Source organism: Streptomyces sp. NPDC002054 (assembly GCF_040296685.1).
Classification (GTDB): domain Bacteria; phylum Actinomycetota; class Actinomycetes; order Streptomycetales; family Streptomycetaceae; genus Streptomyces.
This window is the reverse complement of sequence record NZ_JBEOXT010000003.1, coordinates 57,734-76,961: the sequence shown is the minus strand read 5'-3', so window position 1 is coordinate 76,961 and position 19,228 is coordinate 57,734. Positions and strand designations below refer to the sequence as shown.

The following is a 19,228-nucleotide window of genomic DNA, read 5'->3' as shown; positions in this document are numbered from 1 at the left end:
GGTCAGTCCTCGGAGCGGTACGTACACAGGAGTTGCTCCGCATCCCGTACGGGCAGCCGGATCCCGAACTCCCGGTCGAGCAGGCCGAGCAGCTCGTCCGGCGTGACGGAGTGCCGCTCGTCGGTCCCCTCCGGACGGAAGCGCACCAGCTCGTTCTGGACGACGGCCACGCGCTCCTCCGCGCCCGGGCGCATTGCCGTGAGCCGGCCCGTGAAGAAGGAGGCGGGGTGGGTGGAGCTGTAGTGGTTCATCACACCGAAGTCGACCGGGTACAGCCGCTGCGGGGAGAACGCGTACAGATCCCGCCACTCCTCGCCGTCACGGCGCGAGCGCAGGACGAGGACGCCCTCCGCCTCCTCGGCGAGGGCGAACCGCCACCGGCCTTGCGCCGCCTCGGCCCCGGCGTGCAGCGGGAGGGGCTCCAGCAGGCCGTTCGCGCCGAATCCGCAGTCGGCCAGATACGGTTCGCCGCCGACCGTGACGACGAGGGCGGCATGCGTCACGGGCATCACGGCATCGCCCCGGGTGCGATTGCGGGCACCACGGCCTGCCACCTCGAAGCCGATCCGCTGCAGGGCGGCGGCCAGCAGCGAGTTGTGTTCGTAGCAGTACCCTCCGCGGCTGCTGCGGACGAGCTTGTTCTCGAGACTCTTGACGTCCAGCGCGATGGGGCGGCCGAGCAGGACGTCCAGGCTCTCGAACGGGATGGCGGCGGTGTGCGCCCGGTGCACTGCGTACAACGTGCCGAGGTCCGGGGCGAGTTCCCCGGTGTACCCGATCCGCGCCAGATAGGCGTCGAGGTCCAATTCGTCACCATTCCACATGGTTCCCCCGCGGTGCGACTCCGGGCATGCGCCTGCCGCACCCCCGTCCGGTGACCAACATCATCGGGCGCGGCCGGCATTCCCGCGGGCCCGGACGGGTGATCCTGCCCTGCTCCGGTCTCCCGGCCCGCGCTGCCGCGCCATGGACGGCAGCCGCGGCGCGGTGTCATGGCCCGGGATGCCCGCACCCGGGCATCCCGGGCATCACTCCACAGGAAGGAACGACCATGTTCGGGAACACCAAGGCCTTCAGCAGCTTCTCCGTAGACGATGTGCCGCGGGCAGCGCAGTTCTACCGCGACACCCTCGGGCTGCGCGTCTCCGAGGAGAACGACATGCTCCTCCTGCACATCGCAGATGAACGGAACATCTTCGTCTACCCGAAGGACAACCACACGCCCGCGACCTTCACGGTCCTGAACTTCCCCGTGTCGGACATCGATGCGGCCGTCGACCAGCTGGCGGCGCGCGGGATCACCTTCGAGCGGTACCCGCAGATGGAGGCCGACGAGAAGGGCATCCACCGCGGCGAAGGCCCGGACATCGCCTGGTTCAAGGACCCGGCAGGCAACGTCCTCTCCGTGCTCCAGCAAGACTGAACGCCAAGGGCGGTGGCGCCGAGAGTACGGCACCACCGCCCTGAGCAGGGAATTCACCCCCGGGTCAGGCCCGGTGTCAACTGCAGCCGCTCGTCGAGCCGCAGCCCTCGCAGATGTAGCAGGAGCCGGCGCGCTGCATCTTCGTCCCGCAGGAGAAGCAGAGCGGCGCGTCCGCGGAGACGCCGAGCTGCATCTCCACCAGTTCCGCGTTGGTGTGGGCCACCGGCTTCGGGGCCGGGACCTCGGTCACCGGGGCCGGGACGGCCGCCAGCGGGGCGGACTGGGCCAGGGACTCCGTGTCGATCTCCTCGTCGAGCGGCTCGTAGGAGCCGGTCTCGAGGTGGCGCTGGCGCTCCTCGGCGGTGTGGATGCCGAGGGCGGAGCGGGTCTCGAAGGGCAGGAAGTCCAGGGCCAGGCGACGGAAGATGTAGTCGACGATCGACTGCGCCATCCGCACGTCCGGGTCGTCCGTCATACCGGCCGGCTCGAAGCGCATGTTGGTGAACTTCGAGACGTAGGTCTCCAGCGGGACGCCGTACTGCAGGCCGACCGAGACGGCGATCGAGAAGGCGTCCATCATGCCCGCGAGGGTGGAACCCTGCTTGGACATCTTCAGGAAGACCTCGCCCAGGCCGTCGTCCGGGTAGGAGTTGGCGGTCATGTAGCCCTCGGCGCCACCCACGGTGAAGGAGGTGGTGATGCCCGGGCGGCCCTTCGGCAGACGCTTGCGGACCGGCCGGTACTCGACGACCTTCTCCACCGCGGTGCGGATGGTCTCCTCCGCCTTGGCGGTGACCTCGGCCTTCTCGGTCTCCTTCTTCTTCGCGGAGAGCGGCTGGCCGACCTTGCAGTTGTCGCGGTAGATCGCGAGGGCCTTGACGCCGAGCTTCCAGGCCTCGAAGTAGATCTCCTCGACCTCCTCGACGGTCGCCGTCTCCGGCATGTTGACCGTCTTGGAGATGGCGCCGGAGATCCAGGGCTGGATCGCGGCCATCATGCGGACGTGGCCCATCGGGGAGATGGAGCGCTCGCCCATCGCGCAGTCGAAGACCTCGTAGTGCTCGGTCTTCAGGCTGGGGGCGTCGATCACATTGCCGTGCTCGGCGATGTGGGCGACGATCGCCTCGATCTGCTCCTCCTGGTAGCCCAGGCGGCGCAGGGCCTGCGGGACGGTGCCGTTGACGATCTGCATCGAGCCGCCGCCGACGAGCTTCTTGAACTTGACCAGGGCCAGGTCCGGCTCGACACCGGTGGTGTCGCAGGACATCGCCAGACCGATGGTGCCGGTCGGGGCCAGCACCGACGCCTGGGAGTTGCGGAAGCCGTTCTTCGCGCCGAGGCGGAGGACGTCCTGCCAGGCCTCGGTGGCCGCGGCCCAGACCGGGGTGTCCAGGTCGTCGGTACGCGGGGCGACGGCGTTGGCGTCGGCGTGCTGCTTCATGACGCGCTGGTGCGGCTCGGCGTTGCGGGCGTAGCCGTCGTACGGGCCGACGACGCCGGCCAGCTCGGCGGACCGCTTGTACGCGGTGCCGGTCATCAGCGAGGTGATGGAGGCGGCAAGGGTCCGGCCGCCGTCCGAGTCGTACGCGTGGCCGGTGGCCATCAGCAGGGCGCCGAGGTTGGCGTAGCCGATGCCCAGCTGGCGGAAGGCGCGGGTGTTCTCGCCGATCTTCTGCGTCGGGAAGTCCGCGAAGCAGATGGAGATGTCCATCGCGGTGATGACGAGCTCGACGACCTTGGCGAAGCGCTCGACCTCGAAGGCCTGGTTGCCCTTGCCGTCGTCCTTGAGGAACTTCATCAGGTTCAGCGAGGCGAGGTTGCAGGACGTGTTGTCCAGGTGCATGTACTCGCTGCACGGGTTGGACGCGGTGATGCGGCCGGACTCGGGGCAGGTGTGCCAGTTGTTGATCACACCGTCGTACTGGATGCCCGGGTCGGCGCAGGCCCACGCGGCCTCGGCCAGCTTGCGGAAGAGGGCCTTGGCGTCGACCTTCTCGATGACCTCGCCGGTCATGCGGGCGCGCAGACCGAACTCGGTGCCGTTCTCGACGGCCGTCATGAACTCGTCGTTCACGCGGACGCTGTTATTGGCGTTCTGGTACTGGACGGACGTGATGTCGTCGCCGCCCAGGTCCATGTCGAAGCCCGCGTCGCGCAGGGCGCGGATCTTCTCCTCTTCCTTCACCTTGGTGGCGATGAAGTCCTCGACGTCCGGGTGGTCCACATCGAGCACGACCATCTTGGCCGCGCGGCGGGTGGCACCGCCCGACTTGATCGTTCCTGCGGACGCGTCGGCACCGCGCATGAAGGAGACGGGACCGGAGGCATTGCCGCCGGAGGAGAGGAGCTCCTTGGAGGAGCGGATGCGGGAGAGGTTCAGGCCGGCGCCGGAGCCGCCCTTGAAGATCATGCCCTCTTCCTTGTACCAGTCGAGGATCGACTCCATGGAGTCGTCGACGGCCAGGATGAAGCAGGCGGAGACCTGCTGGGGCTGGGGCGTGCCGACGTTGAACCAGACCGGGGAGTTGAAGCTGAAGATCTGGTGCAGCAGGGCGTAGGTCAGCTCGTGCTCGAAGATCTCGACGTCGGCGGGCGAGGCAAAGTAGCCGTGTTCCTCGCCGGCCTTGGTGTAGGTCTTCACGATCCGGTCGATGAGCTGCTTCAGACCGGTCTCGCGCTGCGGGGTGCCGACCGCACCGCGGAAGTACTTGCTGGTGACGATGTTGACCGCGTTCACCGACCAGAAGTCGGGGAACTCGACGCCACGCTGCTCGAAGTTGACCGAGCCGTCGCGCCAGTTGGTCATGACGACGTCACGGCGCTCCCAGGCCACCTCGTCGTACGGATGCACGCCGGGGGTGGTGTGGATGCGCTCGATACGCAGGCCCTTGCCCGCCGCCTTGGTTCCCTTGGCGCGGGAACCACGTGCCGGGCCGCTCGCCGTCTCTGTCATGCCGCCTCCCATATGCGGGCAAAAACGCCCTAAAGTGCCAGCAATATTCCGTGGCACGGTTCTGACTCTTGGATCTGTTGCTGCTCTACGGAGCACGCCGGACCGACGGGCCGCTGTGCGGCCGTCCGATCAGTCGGCGGCGGAGGCGGGCACGGGGACCGAACCGGCCCCGCCGGGCTCGCACTCTTGGGTGCGAGGCCGCTCCCGCAGTTCCGCGATGGCGGCCTCGAAGTCTTCCAGCGTGTCGAACGCCTTGTAAACGGACGCGAAGCGCAGGTACGCGACCAGGTCGAGCTCCTGCAACGGGCCGAGGATGGCCAGACCCACATCGTGGGTGGTCAGCTCGGCACTCCCGGTGGCGCGCACCGCCTCCTCGACCCTCTGGCCGAGCTTGGCGAGGGCGTCCTCGGTGACCGGTCTCCCCTGGCACGCCTTGCGCACGCCCGAGATGACCTTGGTGCGGCTGAAGGGTTCCGTCACGCCACTGCGCTTGATGACCATCAGTGACGCCGTCTCCACCGTGGTGAAGCGGCGGGAGCAGTCGGGGCACTGCCGGCGCCGGCGGATCGACGTGCCGTCGTCCGTGGTGCGGCTGTCGACGACGCGGCTGTCGGGGTGCCTGCAGAAGGGGCAGTGCATGGTTCCCTCACCCTCCCTCTTGGCACGACTGAATAGCCCACGCAGACCCGCAACGACGGGAGCCGGGGCTCTGTCGGGGGTTCGTGAAGCAGCCACCAGCATATGCGATCCCGGGACCCGCGGCGGACCCGGGGACCACAACTTCTGGGTGGCCGCGCCCATACAACCACTAGATCTTGGGTTCCGGTGGATTTACGGCCCTCCGCGTGTCGCGCGGCGGGATGCCCGGATCCGAGGCTTGCGGGTGCCAGACTGGGGCAGTGCCCGGCCGTCGGCGATCCAGCGGGGAAGGGTACCGTAAGGAGCGGGGTCCGGGCCGAACCCGCGTTCGGCCGCGCGGCGGCGAATCCGCCGGGTCCATTGCGCGACCACCGCCGCCATTGCGGCCTATACACCCCTTCATGTGCTCACGTAGAGCAATCTGCGATTTTTCACTCGAACGTGTGTTTGGCGCAACCTTTCGAAAGCAACTACCGTTGTCCAGTCCAGGGGAGAACAATCCGTTCGAGAGGGGCCGCCGACGTGACCACCACCGCAGACAGTGCCACCATCACTGCCCAGAACCGCTCCCAGAGCCGACTCGAGCCGGTGCATGCCATGAATGACGCAAGCCTGAATCCCGAGGCGGAGACCGTACGTCCCGCACGCTCGCTGCCCGGGCGACCTCCAGGCATCCGCGCCGACAGCTCCGGACTCACGGACCGGCAGCGGAGGGTCATCGAGGTCATCCGGGACTCGGTGCAGCGGCGCGGTTACCCGCCGTCAATGCGTGAGATCGGTCAGGCGGTGGGCCTCTCCAGCACCTCCTCCGTGGCACACCAGCTGATGGCCCTGGAGCGCAAGGGCTTCCTGCGGCGCGACCCGCACCGCCCGCGGGCGTACGAGGTGCGCGGCTCGGACCAGCCCAGCTCGCAGCCCACCGACACCACCGGCAAGCCCGCCGCCTCGTATGTGCCCCTGGTCGGCCGGATCGCAGCCGGCGGCCCGATCCTCGCCGAGGAGTCGGTGGAGGACGTCTTTCCCCTCCCCCGCCAGCTGGTGGGTGACGGCGAACTCTTCGTGCTCAAGGTGGTCGGCGACTCGATGATCGAGGCCGCCATCTGCGACGGCGACTGGGTCACGGTCCGCCGCCAGCCCGTCGCCGAGAACGGCGACATCGTGGCCGCCATGCTCGACGGCGAGGCCACGGTCAAGCGCTTCAAGCGCGAGGACGGCCATGTCTGGCTGCTCCCCCACAACGCCGCCTACCAGCCGATCCCCGGCGACGAGGCCACCATCCTCGGCAAGGTCGTCGCGGTACTGCGGCGGGTCTGAACCCCGCCGCCCTCGCCGGACCCCGGGACCCACTGCGCCGGTCCCGGGGTTCACTTTTTTGCGCCTAAACCGGCGCCGCTCTCGCGGAGGTGGCTGATCTCCGGTGTGGTTGCTCAATTGATGGCTGGCGCTCGTGCACCGGAAAGAAGCAGTCGGCGCTATTGACCGTCCGCACAGGCGGCGGCGTCGATGGCTGCCAGGGACCGGCGGACCTGGTTGCGGTCCGTGGTGTACCAGAAGTCCGGGAGCGAGGCCTTCAGGAAGCTGCCGTACCGCGCCGTCGCCAGACGGGGGTCCAGCACCGCCACCACCCCGCGGTCGCCGGAAGCCCGGACCAGTCGGCCCGCGCCCTGCGCCATGAGCAGGGCGGCATGCGTGGCAGCGACGGCCATGAAGCCGTTCCCGCCGTGCTCCTCCACCGACTTCTGGCGGGCGCTCATCAGCGGGTCGTCGGGCCGCGGGAACGGGATCCGGTCCATGACCACCAGCTGGCAGCTCGGACCGGGCACGTCCACTCCCTGCCACAGGGACAGGGTGCCGAACAGGCAGGTCTTCGGATCGGCGGCGAAGTTCTTGATCAGCTCGCCCAGGGTCTCCTCGCCCTGGAGGAGGATCGGGTTGTCCAGCCGGGCCCGGAGCTCCTCGGCCGCGGCCTTCGCACCGCGCATGGAGGAGAAGAGGCCGAGCGTGCGGCCTCCGGCCGCCTCGATCAGTTCGGCCAGCTCGTCCATCATGTCGCCCCGGGTGCCCTCCCGGCCGGGGGTGGCCAGATGCTTGGCGACGTACAGGATGCCCTGCTTCGGGTAGTCGAAGGGCGAGCCGACATCCAGGCCCTGCCAGACCGGTGCGTCCTCGCCCTCGACGCCTTCCGGGGCCAGGCCCAGCGAGGCCGCGACCCCGTTGAAGTCCCCGCCGAGCTTCAGCGTGGCGGAGGTGAGCACCACCGAGCGGTCCTCGAAGAGCTTCTCCCGGAGCAGCCCGGAGACCGACAGCGGGGCGACCCGCAGGGTGGCACCGAACCGGTCGTGGCGCTCGTACCAGACCACGTCGTACTCGGAGCCTGCGGTGATGCGCTCGGCGACCCCGTGGATGGTCTCCACCGCGGCGAGGGCCTGCTTGCGGACGGCGTCCTCGTCGTGCACCGACTTGTCGCGGGTGGCACCGATCGCCGAGATCACGTTGCGGGCCGCGTCGCGCAGGGCGAGGAGCGCGTATCCGAGGTCCTCGGGGATCTCTTCCAGGCGGCCCGGCAGGGCCAGCTCCATGATCCGCTCGAAGGTCTCGGCGGCGGTCTGCAGGGAGTCCGCCGTCTTCTCGTTGACCAGCTTGGCCGCCCGCTTCACGGCGCGGTTGACCTGGCCGGGGGTGAGCTCTCCGGTGGCCACGCCGGTGACCCGGGACACGAGCTCGTGCGCCTCGTCCACGATCAGCACCTCGTGCTGCGGGAGCACCGGGGCGCCTTCGATCGCGTCGATGGCGAGCAGCGCGTGGTTGGTGACGACGACGTCGGCGAGCTTGGCGCGCTCGCGGGCGGCCTCGGCAAAGCATTCGGCGCCATACGCGCACTTGGTCGCGCCCAGGCACTCCCGGGAAGAGACCGAGATCTGGGACCAGGCCTTGTCGGAGACGCCCGGGGTCAGATCGTCCCGGTCACCGGTCTCCGTCTCGTCCGCCCAGTCGCGCAGGCGCAGCAGGTCCTTGCCGAGCTTGCTGCTGGGGGCGGCTGCTTCGAACTGATCGAAAAGGCCTTCCTCCTCGTCCTGCGGAACGCCCTCGTGCAGCCGGTGCAGGCAGAGGTAGTTCGACCGGCCCTTGAGCATGGCGAACTGCGGCCGGCGGCGCAGCTGCGGGTGCAGCGCCTCGACGGTCCGGGGCAGGTCCCGCTCGACCAGCTGCCGCTGGAGGGCGAGGGTGGCGGTGGCCACGACCACGCGCTCACCGTGCGCAAGCGCCGGCACCAGGTAGCCGAGGGACTTTCCGGTGCCGGTGCCGGCCTGGATCAGCCGATGGGAGTTGTCGTCGATGGCTTCGGCGACGGCTTCGGCCATGGCCACCTGGCCGGGACGCTCCGTACCGCCGACGGCGGTGACGGCGGCGTGCAGGAGGTCGGTGAGGGAGGGCTTCGTCATAGCACTGACAACCCTACGCGGCCACACCGACAGCGCGGTCCACGGAAGCGGTGGAGGGGGCGGGCACGGGTTGATCTCCGCTCGTACGAGGGACCGGGCGCCGGACTCGGGCCTGCGCCGGACGTGCGGGGAACTCGGGGGACGGGCATGGCGTTGAGGAGATCAGAGCAGCGTGCGTAGGGCTCGTTCGCGGAGCATCAGGGCGGCTCGCTTCTCGGGGAGGTCGATTTCCGCGGACAGGCGGAATCCGGAGTTGAGGAACGCTGTGACGGAGGGGGTGTTGCGGATGTCGGGTTCGGCGATGACGCGCGTGCAGCGCGGGCGGTTGTCGAGCACCAGGTCGGCGACGGCGCGCAGCAGTGTGGTGCCGAGGCCGCGGCCCCGGTCTGCCGCTTCTCCGAGGAGCACGTGGATACCCGTGTCGTGGGGGCGCGCCGGGTAGTACCGGGCGAGCGGGTCGAGATCCGCCCGGTAGATCTCCCAGTAGCTCATCGGGGTGCCGTCGAGCAGGCCGAGGCAGGGAATGCTGCGGCCGTCGCCGTCGAGTTGGGTGCGCAGGTGTGTGGCGGTGACCGCGGCGGGCCCCCGGAGTTCCCAGAAGGCGTCCACCACGGGGTCGTTCATCCAGCGGGTGAGGAGTTCCAGGTCGCGGCCGAGGCGTACGGGTGCCAGCCGGAAGAGGCCGGCCCGGGTGAGGGCCGGACCCCAGTCGGCGGGGCTGTCGAGCAGGTCGGCCTCGGCGAGCCGGGGCAACAGCTCGGGGGTGAGCCTGAGTTCGGCGGGATCGTCCGCGGCGGGTCGGGCCTTGGTCGGGTGCATGGCTCTTCTCCGCGTCAGTGTTGGTCTGTGGGGTCAGTCGTGGAGGGGGTTGGCGATGGTGACGTAGACGGACTGGGTGTCGACGGGGCCGACGAGTTCGTCCAGGCCGCCCAGGCGGGTGAGGAGGTTCGCCTTGCAGCGCAGCGTGGGTGAGTCGAGGAGCTGGGCGGGCAGCGGTCCGAGGGCTGCGGCCTTGCCGAGGAAGCGGCGGAAAGCGGCGAGGAGGACGCGTTCGTCGGCGAGGCCTTGGGAGCCGAAGGCTCCGATGAGGCCGAACACGTTGTTGATGCCGAGGTAGTAGGCGAAGCGTTCGTCGGTGACGGCGTCGGAGACGAAGGTGTCGCTGGCGGTGCCGATTCCGGGGAGCCGGGCGTCGAGGGCTGCGCGGTGGGACTCGCGGAAGTAGTAGCCCTGGTTGTCGCGGTAGCGGCCACCGGAGGGCCAGCCGTCGTGATCGAGGAGCACCAAGGTGTTCTGCTGGTGCGCTTCGAGCGCGATGCCGGCGACGGCGTCGAGGGCGAGGACCGGCAGCACGACGTGGTCGAGGTAGCGGAGGAACCACTCGGCGGCGACGGCGGAGGCGCGGCGGCCGGTGCGGGCGGCGAGCCGGGAGACGAGGTCGGCGAGCCGGGAGTGCTGGGTGTCCCGGCCGGGCCAGGGGCGGGGGGAGGTGAGCGCGGCGATGCAGAGAGCGTCGTCGCCGGGGCGGAAGGGCTGGTGACGCAGCAGGACGTCGAGTCCGGGGACGGCGGTGCCGGTGCCGTCGGGGGTGTCAACGGCGATCCAGGCGGGGTCGCGGACGATGTCGAAGCCGGGGTGGACGGCCTGCCACTGTTCGGCGAGTCCGGCGCGCAGGAGTCGGTGCACCTCGACTCCGCGGTGGAGTTCCTTGCGGAGGTTCTCCCGGCGGGAGTTGGTGATGGGCAGGCCCAGGGAGAGTTTGAGCATGGCGGGGGCGCCGGGCCGCAGGACGGTGCGGAGGGAGGAGGTGGGGTACCAGGGAGCGCCGTACGGGCCGAGGTCGTGGAGGAGACCTGCGTCGAGGAGGGCGGCCACGGCGGGGCGCTGGAACAGGTCGCGGGCCTGCCAGGGGTGCAGGGGAAGGGGGGTGGTGCCGTCGGGGAGCGGGAGACCGGGGGCGAGCCGGGTCAGCAGCTGGGCGGCGGTGACGGTCCGGCCCCGTTCGGTCCAGGCGGAGTCGGTGGCGAGGACGGAGGGGTGAACGGCGGTCCAGTGGAGGGGGAAGGAGCCGTGCAGTTCAGGTGAGTAGTGGCGGGCTTCGGCCTCGGAGAGTCCTTCGCGGCTCTTGGGGGTCGGGTGGAGGGGGTGTCCGAGCAGCAGGGACTGTTCGCCGGTGAGGAAGAGGTGCTGGTCCACGGGCGCGGGGGCCGTGGGGCGTTCACGCCGGTCGGTGATGAAGGCGGCGGTCCGGCGGACCGAGTCGGCGACCCGGCCGACCAGGTCGGTGGTGCCGGCGCCGGCCTCGCGGGTGAGGAGGGCGGCGGCGGTGACCGCGTCCACGTCGGGGGCGCCGGCCGGGCTGCCGTCGATGCGGGCGGGGCCGAAGCGGTGCCAGCCGGCCTGGGACCAGTGGCGGACGGGGACGAGCAGGGTGATCCCGGAGGCGGGCAACGGGATCCGGAGCCGGCTGCCTGCCGGGGGCCGGGTGAGGGCCTTCTCCCGCACCCAGCAGCGGAGCAGGTTCTCCGTGGCGGCTGCGTCCGCGGCGACCGCCGGGTCGGGGTGGTCCAGGGGGTCGGGTTCCTGCGGGGCGCGGTACTGCGGGGCTGGGTGGAGCTGCGGGTCCGCTTCCGCCGGGTCGGGCCGGGGTGCGTCGTGCTGCTGCCGTGGGACGGCGGCCTGCGCGGGGATGCCCTCGTGCGGGGTGCCGGTGGAACGGAACGGTTCGGGAGAGGAGGTCACTGGGGGTTCCTTGGAGGGGGTCAGGGGTACCGGGTTCTGTCGGCGTCGGCGGCGGCCACCGCGTCGGCGAGGCGGTCCAGGACGGCCACGGTCTGCTCGTCGGTGAGGGTGAGCGGCGGCAGGAGGCGTACGACGGCACAGTGGCGGCCTCCGAGCTCGACGATCAGGCCGCGGTCCAGGCATGCCTGGCGGACGGCGGCGGCGAGGGCCGGGGCTGCGGCATGGTCCGGGCTGTCGGGGTCCACGAATTCGAGGCCGATCATCAGGCCGCGGCCACGGACGTCGCCGATGCAGGGGTGGCCGGCGGCCAGGCCGTGCAGGGCGGTGAGCATGCGGTGGCCCAGGGCCGCGGCGCGCTCGGCGAGGGCGTTCCGCCGGACGAAGGAGAGGGTGGCGGCGCCCGCGGCCATGGCGAGCTGGTTGCCCTTGGGGTCGTCGAGCAGGTGCTCGGTCCAGCGGGCGGCCAGCTCGGCGCCTTCGGGGCCGCCGGCCCCGAAGGGGCAGCGGTAGTCCTGTGGGTAGGGCAGCCGGGTCGCCCGGCTTTCCCGGGAGCCGCCGGAGGCGGCCAGTGCCCCGGCGGTCATCCCGTGGTAGCCGCCGGTGAAGGCGAGCAGGCCGGTGCGCCCGGTGGCGGTGCGGACGAGGGTAAGTGCGGCCTCGACCGCGTCGGTGCCGGCCGGTCCGCAGAACTGGATGCGGGCGTCGGCGGCCAGCCGGGGCGGCAGGGCGGCGAACAGCTCGGTGGTGAAGGCGTCCTTGACCGGGGTGGCGAGGTCGAGGACGTGCAGAGGCGCCCCCGAGTCGAGGACCTTCCGGATGGCTTCGAGCACCACCAGGTGGTTGTGGCCGAGGGCGAGGGTTCCGGCTCCGGAGAGGCAGTCCAGGTATCGGCGGCCGTCGGCGCCCTCGATGGTGAGCCCACGGGCCCGGACCGGGACGATCGGCAGGGAGCGGGCGTAGGTCCGGGCGGCGGACTCGCGCAGCGACTGGCGCCGCAGGATGCCCTCGGGGGCGTCGGCCGGGGTGGCCGCCGCTGCGGCCCGCTCGGTCAAGGCGGCCACGACTGTCGGTCCTCCCGCGTGTGTGCTTCGCAGATACGGCACTTCGTACGGATGGCGCTTCGAACGTGAACGCTGCCCCGCTTCCCCCGTACGTACCAACGACCGTGTCTCCGGGGGATCACGGGTAGTTGCAAGATCCTTGTCGGAACCGCGGACCCGCTCTGTGCCGTCCCCAACGGCATCGGCATAGTGGGGGCTTGCACTCCACGTCCCGAACGTCTCGAACCACCATGGGGGATTCACGACATGCGACCGATGCGACCGGTCACCGCCGTACTCTGCGCGGCCGCCCTATCGCTGACCGCCGCGGCCTGCGGGCCGGGCGACGACCAGGCCGGCGGCGACGCCAAGCCGACCGTGGCGGCCAGCAGCCCCGGGTCCGACGGGATCAAGATCCCGGACCAGCTGAAGGACAAGCTCAAGGAGCGCGGCATCGACCTGGACAAGTGGAAGGGGGGTGCCTGGAAGGAGTGGAAGAAGGAGGACTGGCTGCGCGAGGCCGAGGACTACATCAACCCGATCATCGAGGACCTGTGGGACCCCGACCGCATGCGTGACGCGCAGAAGCCCGAGCGGCCCGGCACCGACGCGGACCTCGGCAAGGACAAGGGCGTCACCGACCCGACTCCGGCGGCCGTTCCGGCGAAGGCGGTCGCGCCGACCTACCACAAGAGCGTTCCGGAGGCCGGCAAGGTCTTCTTCGACGGCCCCGAAGGCTCGATGGTCTGCTCCGCGACCGTGGTGAAGGACCCGGCGCGCCCGGGCAAGTCCAACATGGTGTGGACGGCCGGGCACTGTGTGCACGCCGGTGCGAAGGGCGGCTGGTACCGCAACATCGCCTTCGTGCCCTCCTACAACAACGGGGGCAAGTCGCAGGCCGCGCTGAAGGGTGTGAGCCGCGATCAGGTGGCCCCGTACGGCGTGTGGTGGAGCGACTGGGCGCAGACCTCTGACCAGTGGATCGCCACCGGCGGCCCGGTCGGCGGCGCGGGTGCCCCGTATGACTTCGCGGTGCTGCACGTGACCCCGGAGAAGGGTTCGTCCGCCAAGTCCCTGGAGGAGACGGTCGGTTCGGCGCTGCCGGTGGACTTCAACGCCACCGCCGTGCCGAAGATCGCCAAGATGACCGCGACCGGTTACCCGGCGGCGGCGCCGTTCGACGGCCAGAAGGCCTTCCAGTGCACCGACAAGCCCGGCCGGCTCTCGCTGAACCAGACGGACCCGGTGATGTACCGCATCGGCTGCACCATGACCGGCGGTTCCTCGGGCGGCGGCTGGGTCGCCGCGGGCGCCGACGGCAAGCCGGCCCTGGTGTCGAACACCTCGATCGGCCCGGCCAAGGCGTCCTGGCTGGCCGGCCCGCGCCTGGGCCCGGAGGCCAAGGGCATCTTCGATGCCGTCAGCAAGAAGTTCGCCGGCCGCTAGCCGGCTGCCGCACAGCAAACGGCTGTGGCCCCTGCCTCTCGGCAGGGGCCACAGCCGTTTGTGCACCGTCAGCGGGCGACTGGTACGTACGGAGCGAGGTCCGCGGCCAGTTCCTGGTGGACCCGCGCCTTGAGCAGGGTGCCCTCCGGGGTGTGCTCCTCGGAGAGGACCTCCCCCTCGGAGTGCGCCCGGGCGACGAGCGAGCCCCGGGTGTACGGGACCAGCGCCTCGACCTCGACCTCGGGCCGCGGCAGTTCGGCGTCGATCAGTGCGAGCAGTTCCTCGATGCCCCGCCCGGTGCGGGCGGAGACGGCGAGGGAGTGCTTCTCGATGCGCAGCAGTCGCTGCAGGACCAGCGGGTCCGCGGCATCGGCCTTGTTGATCACCACGATCTCGGGCACGTCGACCGCGCCCACTTCGCGGATCACCTCGCGGACCGCCGCCAGCTGCTCCTCCGGTGCCGGGTGCGATCCGTCCACGATGTGCAGGATGAGGTCGGAGTCGCCGACCTCCTCCATCGTGGAGCGGAAGGCCTCGACCAGGTGGTGGGGCAGGTGCCGGACAAAGCCGACCGTGTCGGCCAGGGTGTAGACCCGGCCGGTCGGCGTCTCGGCCCGGCGCACGGTCGGGTCGAGGGTGGCGAACAGGGCGTTCTCCACCAGGACGCCCGCGCCCGTGAGGCGGTTGAGCAGCGAGGACTTGCCGGCGTTGGTGTAGCCCGCGATCGCGACCGAGGGCACCTTGTTGCGCTTGCGTTCCTGCCGCTTGAGGTCACGGCCGGTCTTCATCTCCGCGATCTCCCGGCGCATCTTCGCCATCTTCTCGCGGATCCGGCGCCGGTCCGTCTCGATCTTGGTCTCACCGGGGCCTCGGGTGGCCATGCCGCCACCGCTGCCGCCACCCATCTGCCGGGACAGCGACTGACCCCAGCCGCGCAGCCGCGGCAGCATGTACTGCATCTGCGCGAGCGCGACCTGCGCCTTGCCCTCTCGGGACTTGGCGTGCTGAGCGAAGATGTCGAGGATCAGCGCGGTCCGGTCGACCACCTTGACCTTGACGACGTCCTCGAGGGCGATGAGCTGGCCGGGGCTGAGCTCGCCGTCGCAGACGACGGTGTCGGCGCCGGTCTCGACGACGATGTCCCGCAGCTCGCGCGCCTTGCCGGAACCGATGAAGGTGGCCGGGTCCGGCTTGTCGCGGCGCTGGATCACGCCGTCGAGCACCAGGGCACCCGCCGTCTCGGCGAGCGCCGCGAGCTCCGCGAGGGAGTTGTCCGCGTCCTGCACGGTCCCGGAGGTCCAGACTCCGACCAGCACCACGCGCTCCAGGCGCAGCTGTCGGTACTCGACCTCGGTGACATCTTCGAGCTCGGTGGAGAGGCCGGCGACCCGCCGCAGCGCGGCCCGCTCGGAGCGGTCGAACTGCTCGCCGTCCCGGTCTCCGTCGATCTCGTGGCTCCAGGCGACGTCCTCTTCCATCAGGGCATCGGCCCGAAGGCTCTCGGTGTAGCTCTGTGCATCCTGTGAAGGGGAAGAAGAGGAGGTCATTGGATCCTTACGTCGCTTTTGAACATGGGTGCCGAACATGGTGTGCCGCTGGGTGTGGCCCATGTTGTACGGGTACAACGTGTCACACCGGCGGAGGATTCCCCGCGGGGGCTGTCCCGCGGAGGCACGCCCTCGATGGTGGCATGCCCGTTCCGGGGGCGTCACACCCTTTTCGGCGTGCCGTTCCCGCTTTTCGGCGTACCGTTCCCGCCGCTCCACTCGGGGTGCCCGGGCATGGGCGGGGTCTTCTTCCCGTACAGCCAGGGCCGGAGGAAGGCCGTGAGGTCCCGTCCCGCCTCGTCCGAGGCCAGGCGTACGAAGTCCTCGGTGCCGGCCACGGAGTCCGCGTGCTCGGCGACCCAGCGGCGCTGGATCCGGTCGAAGGCGGCGGTGCCGATCTCCTGGCGGAGCGCGTACAGGACCAGGGCGGAGCCGTCGTACACCACCGGACGGAACAGGCTGATCTTCTTGCCGGGCTCGGGTCCCTTGGGCTCGGCCGGCGGACCGCCGGCCGCCCGCCACTGGTCGGAGCGCTGGTAGGCCTCCCGCATCCGGCGTTCCAGGGAGTACGTACCGAGGCCGTCGGCGTAGAGGGCTTCGTACCAGGTGGCGTGGCCCTCGTTGAGCCACAGGTCGGACCAGGTGCGCGGGGTGACGCTGTCGCCGAACCACTGGTGGGCGAGTTCGTGGACCATGACGGATTCAACGTACCACTCGGGGTAGCCGGCGCCGGTGAAGAGGCCCCGTTCGAAGAGCGAGAGGGTCTGGGTCTCCAGCTCGAAGCCGGTGCTGGCGTCGGCGATCAGTACGCCGTAGGTCTCGAAGGGGTAGCGGCCGACCCGCTCCTCCATCCAGGCGAGGTGGTGGGGGGTCTTCTTCAGCCAGGGTTCCAGCCGCTCGCGGTCGGCGGCGGGGACCACGTCGCGCAGCGGCAGCCCGTGCGGACCGGTCCGGTGGACGACGGCGGAGGTGCCGATGGAGACCTGGGCCAGCTCGGTGGCCATGGGGTGCCGGGTGCGGTACGTCCAGGTGGTGGCGGCGGTGCCGGGCGCGGCGCGGCGGGGTGCGGTGACGGGCAGGCCGTTGGCGACGGCGGTCATCCCGTCCGGGGCGGTGATCCGGAAGGTGAAGTGCGCCTTGTCGGCGGGGTGGTCGTTGCAGGGGAAGACCCGGTGAGCGGCGTCGGCCTGGTTGGCCATGGCGAGGCCGTCCTGGGTGGGGACCCAGCCGCCGTCCCCTCGGCCGCGCGGGTCGCTGGTGTGGCGGAGGGTGATGCGCAGGGGCGCGTCCTCGGCGACCGGTCGGGCCGGGGTGAGGACGAGGTCTTCCCCGGCGCTCTCGAACTGTGCCGGAGCCCCGTTGACCTGGGCGGATTGCACGGTGCCATGGGTGAAGTCCAGGTTGATGCGGTCGAGCTGCTGGAGGGTGCGGGCGTCGATGACGGTGACGGCGTCGAGCGGGGTGCGGTTGTCCTTGTAGGTGAGCGACAGGTCGTAGGAGAGGACGTCGTATCCGGGGTTTCCGAGCTCCGGGAAGAGCCGGTCGCCGATGCCGAGGGCCTGGGGCGGTGGCACCACGGCGGCGACGAGGGTGAGGGAGGCCGTGGCGAGCAGGGCGGCGCGCAGGCGGGGGGAGGTGAGGCGCATCCCCTACGCGATACCAGTGCGGGCGGCGCGGGGCGGGGCGGCGCGGCGGCCGGGGCGCGGGGCCCACCCGAACGGGGCGGCGCCGAGCCGCTGCGCGGAGCCTCCGGCCCGCCCCGGCCCCCAACCCACCCGGTCCACCCGGCCCGGCCCGCCTGGCTCCCGCCCGCCGCCGCAGGCGATGGCTCAGGCTCGGCTGACGTCGTATACGCCCGGGACGTCGCGCATGGCTCGCATCAGGGTCGGGAGCAGGGTCGCGTCGGGGAGTTGGAGGGTGTAGCGGTGGCGGACGCGTTGTTCGGTTGGGGGTTCCACGGTGGCGGAGACGATGTCGACGCCCTCGCGGGAGATGGCTTCGGTGAGGTCGGCCAGCAGATGGGGGCGGCCGAACGATTCAGCGACCAGGGTGACCCGGCAGTCGGCGGTGGCCCGCCAGTGGACTGCGACGGAGGTGCGGCCGAGGGCGCGCATCTGGGCCACGGCCGGGCAATGGATCCGGTGCACGGTGACGGCGCCGCCGCGAACGACGAAGCCGGCGACGGAGTCCGGCGGGACCGGGGTGCAGCAGCCGGCCAGCCGGACGGGGGCGTCGGGCAGGTCGACCACGGCGTTGCCGCCGCCGCCGCGGGCTCCGACCACCGACAGCGGGGCCCGGGGGGCCGCCGGATCGGGCCGGCCGCCGTCCGGATGGGACCGGAGCCAGCTGCCGATGGCGATCCGGGCGGCGGGGGTGCGGGCGTGGTCCAGCCAGTCGGGGGCGGGCCCGGAGGAGGCGTCCTGGGAGAGCAGCAGTTGCACGGTGTCCCCGTCGGCCAGCGGGCTGGCCAGGGAGGTCAGGCGCCCGTTCACCCGGGCGCCGATACAGCCGTGGGCGGCCTCGCCGTGCTGGGCGTAGGCCGCGTCGATACAGGTGGCGCCGGCCGGGAGGCCGAGCCGGCCGCCTCCGTCGGCCCGGAACACGGTGATCTCGCGGTCCTGGGCGAGTTCGGCGCGCAGCGAGCTCCAGAAGGTGTCGGCGTCGGGTGCGGACTGCTGCCAGTCGAGCAGCCGGGACAGCCAGCCGGGCCGGGTGGGGTCGGCCCGTTCCTCCTCGGCTTCCCTGCCGTCCGCGGTGGCTCCGGTCTCCGGGAGGGCGTACGGGTTGCCGAGCGCGACCACGCCGGCCTCCGCGACCCGGTGCATCTGGCGGGTGCGGACGATGACCTCGGCGACCTCGCCGTCGGAGGTGGCGACGGCGGTGTGCAGGGATTGGTACAGGTTGAATTTGGGTACCGCGATGAAGTCCTTGAATTCGGAGATCACGGGGGTGAAGCAGGTGTGCAGTTCGCCGAGGACGCCGTAGCAGTCGGCGTTCTCGCCGACCAGGACCAGCAGCCGGCCGAAGTCGGAGCCGCGCAGTTCGCCGCGTTTGAGGGCGATGCGGTGGACGGAGACGAAGTGCCGGGGCCGGATGAGCACCTCGGCCTGGATGCCGGCCTCGCGCAGCACGGTCCGGATGGAGTCGGCGACGCGGGGCAGCGGGTCCTGTTCCCCGGCGTGGGCGGCGATGAGGGCGCGGGTGTGCTCGTACTCCTCGGGGTGCAGGATCGCGAAGACCAGGTCTTCCAGTTCGGACTTGAGTGCCTGGACGCCGAGCCGTTCCGCGAGCGGGATGAGGACGTCACGGGTGACCATGGCGATGCGGACCTGTTTCTCGGGGCGCATCACGCCGAGGGTGCGCATGTTGTGCAGCCGGTCGGCGAGCTTGATCGACATCACGCGGACGTCGTTGCCGGTGGCGACGAGCATCTTGCGGAAGGTCTCGGGCTCGGCGGCGGCCCCGTAGTCGACCTTTTCGAGTTTGGTGACGCCGTCGACGATGAAGCAGACCTCGTCGCCGAATTCGGCGCGTACCTGATCGAGGGTCACCTCGGTGTCCTCCACGGTGTCGTGGAGGAGTGAGGCCGTCAGGGTGGTGGTCTCGGCGCCGAGCTCGGCGAGGATCAGGGTGACGGCGAGCGGATGGGTGATGTAGGGCTCGCCGCTCTTGCGCATCTGGCCGCGGTGGGAGGACTCGGCGAGCACGTAGGCGCGGCGGAGCACGGACAGGTCCGCGTCCGGGTGGTGGGCGCGGTGCGCCTCGGCGACGTGGCTGATGGCGTCCGGGAGCCGGTCCCGGGGGGTCGGTCCCTGCAGGGCGGCACGCCCCAGCCTGCGCAGATCCAGGCGGGTGCGGCCACGTCTGCGGAGCTCAGGGCGTGCGTCGGGGTTCGTGGCCTCTGCACTCATGGGCACCTCCGGCGGCTTCGACCGGCGGTGGCGGGCATGGGGTGAGCCCTCAGGGCCGGTGTCTGATGCTACCGACCCCACCAC

13 protein-coding genes are annotated in these 19,228 nt (G+C 71.0%); 3 read left to right on the top strand and 10 right to left on the bottom strand.

What is annotated here, in order from left to right:
* Positions 1–2: 2 nt before the first annotated feature.
* Entirely contained in the window at positions 3–824 is an 822-nt protein-coding gene (locus ABT123_RS03570; protein ID WP_351309196.1) for an arylamine N-acetyltransferase family protein, read from the bottom strand.
* A 227-nt stretch (positions 825–1,051) separates the two neighbouring features.
* Here ABT123_RS03570 and ABT123_RS03565 point away from each other — a divergent pair, with 227 nt between their 5' ends.
* Positions 1,052–1,423: a VOC family protein gene (locus ABT123_RS03565; RefSeq protein WP_351309193.1), complete on the top strand. Its 372-nt coding sequence runs from the start codon at positions 1,052–1,054 to the stop codon at positions 1,421–1,423.
* A gap of 76 nt (positions 1,424–1,499) precedes the next feature.
* On the opposite strand, the gene ABT123_RS03560 is transcribed toward ABT123_RS03565, so the two are convergent.
* Positions 1,500–4,376: a vitamin B12-dependent ribonucleotide reductase gene (locus ABT123_RS03560; RefSeq protein WP_351309190.1), complete on the bottom strand. Its 2,877-nt coding sequence runs from the start codon at positions 4,374–4,376 to the stop codon at positions 1,500–1,502.
* 129 nt (positions 4,377–4,505) lie between these two features.
* Positions 4,506–5,015, bottom strand: a complete 510-nt coding sequence (gene nrdR, locus ABT123_RS03555) for a transcriptional regulator NrdR (protein ID WP_351309187.1) — start codon at positions 5,013–5,015, stop codon at positions 4,506–4,508.
* A 522-nt stretch (positions 5,016–5,537) separates the two neighbouring features.
* Between nrdR and lexA the strand changes: the two genes are divergently transcribed.
* Positions 5,538–6,329, top strand: coding sequence for a transcriptional repressor LexA (lexA, locus tag ABT123_RS03550; protein WP_150206991.1), 792 nt, complete (start codon positions 5,538–5,540; stop codon positions 6,327–6,329).
* 158 nt (positions 6,330–6,487) lie between these two features.
* On the opposite strand, the gene ABT123_RS03545 is transcribed toward lexA, so the two are convergent.
* The 4 genes from ABT123_RS03545 to ABT123_RS03530 form a co-directional block, all read right to left on the bottom strand.
* Entirely contained in the window at positions 6,488–8,458 is a 1,971-nt protein-coding gene (locus ABT123_RS03545) for an ATP-dependent DNA helicase (RefSeq protein WP_351309184.1), read from the bottom strand.
* 162 nt (positions 8,459–8,620) lie between these two features.
* Complete coding sequence (locus ABT123_RS03540) at positions 8,621–9,277, bottom strand: GNAT family N-acetyltransferase (RefSeq protein WP_351309181.1); 657 nt, start codon at positions 9,275–9,277, stop codon at positions 8,621–8,623.
* A 33-nt stretch (positions 9,278–9,310) separates the two neighbouring features.
* Positions 9,311–11,200, bottom strand: coding sequence for an IucA/IucC family protein (locus ABT123_RS03535; RefSeq protein ID WP_351309179.1), 1,890 nt, complete (start codon positions 11,198–11,200; stop codon positions 9,311–9,313).
* Between the two features lie 20 nt (positions 11,201–11,220).
* Positions 11,221–12,261 carry an aminotransferase class III-fold pyridoxal phosphate-dependent enzyme gene (locus tag ABT123_RS03530; RefSeq protein WP_351309176.1) on the bottom strand — a complete coding sequence of 347 codons (1,041 nt, stop codon included), beginning with the start codon at positions 12,259–12,261 and terminating at the stop codon, positions 11,221–11,223.
* A 246-nt stretch (positions 12,262–12,507) separates the two neighbouring features.
* Here ABT123_RS03530 and ABT123_RS03525 point away from each other — a divergent pair, with 246 nt between their 5' ends.
* A complete protein-coding gene (locus ABT123_RS03525; protein WP_351309173.1) occupies positions 12,508–13,686 on the top strand; it encodes a trypsin-like serine peptidase in 1,179 nt (392 codons plus the stop codon).
* Between the two features lie 68 nt (positions 13,687–13,754).
* On the opposite strand, the gene hflX is transcribed toward ABT123_RS03525, so the two are convergent.
* From hflX to ABT123_RS03510, 3 genes are all read right to left on the bottom strand, one after another.
* Positions 13,755–15,233 carry a GTPase HflX gene (gene hflX, locus ABT123_RS03520; RefSeq protein WP_351309171.1) on the bottom strand — a complete coding sequence of 493 codons (1,479 nt, stop codon included), beginning with the start codon at positions 15,231–15,233 and terminating at the stop codon, positions 13,755–13,757.
* A 161-nt stretch (positions 15,234–15,394) separates the two neighbouring features.
* Positions 15,395–16,879, bottom strand: coding sequence for a M1 family metallopeptidase (locus ABT123_RS03515; protein ID WP_351309168.1), 1,485 nt, complete (start codon positions 16,877–16,879; stop codon positions 15,395–15,397).
* Positions 16,880–17,062: 183 nt separating this feature from the next.
* On the bottom strand, positions 17,063–19,144 hold the full coding sequence (locus ABT123_RS03510) for a RelA/SpoT family protein (RefSeq protein WP_351309165.1): 2,082 nt from the start codon (positions 19,142–19,144) through the stop codon (positions 17,063–17,065).
* Positions 19,145–19,228: the final 84 nt, after the last annotated feature.

What these genes read in the sequence shown, in the direction of transcription:
- nrdR (WP_351309187.1), bottom strand. Translation starts at nt 5,015, where the DNA reads ATGCACTGCCCCTTCTGCAGGCACCCCGACAGCCGCGTCGTCGACAGC.
- ABT123_RS03560 (WP_351309190.1), bottom strand. Translation starts at nt 4,376, where the DNA reads ATGACAGAGACGGCGAGCGGCCCGGCACGTGGTTCCCGCGCCAAGGGA.
- ABT123_RS03540 (WP_351309181.1), bottom strand. Translation starts at nt 9,277, where the DNA reads ATGCACCCGACCAAGGCCCGACCCGCCGCGGACGATCCCGCCGAACTC.
- ABT123_RS03510 (WP_351309165.1), bottom strand. Translation starts at nt 19,144, where the DNA reads ATGAGTGCAGAGGCCACGAACCCCGACGCACGCCCTGAGCTCCGCAGA.
- ABT123_RS03545 (WP_351309184.1), bottom strand. Translation starts at nt 8,458, where the DNA reads ATGACGAAGCCCTCCCTCACCGACCTCCTGCACGCCGCCGTCACCGCC.
- ABT123_RS03515 (WP_351309168.1), bottom strand. Translation starts at nt 16,879, where the DNA reads ATGCGCCTCACCTCCCCCCGCCTGCGCGCCGCCCTGCTCGCCACGGCC.
- ABT123_RS03565 (WP_351309193.1), top strand. Translation starts at nt 1,052, where the DNA reads ATGTTCGGGAACACCAAGGCCTTCAGCAGCTTCTCCGTAGACGATGTG.
- ABT123_RS03525 (WP_351309173.1), top strand. Translation starts at nt 12,508, where the DNA reads ATGCGACCGATGCGACCGGTCACCGCCGTACTCTGCGCGGCCGCCCTA.
- ABT123_RS03570 (WP_351309196.1), bottom strand. Translation starts at nt 824, where the DNA reads ATGTGGAATGGTGACGAATTGGACCTCGACGCCTATCTGGCGCGGATC.
- hflX (WP_351309171.1), bottom strand. Translation starts at nt 15,233, where the DNA reads ATGACCTCCTCTTCTTCCCCTTCACAGGATGCACAGAGCTACACCGAG.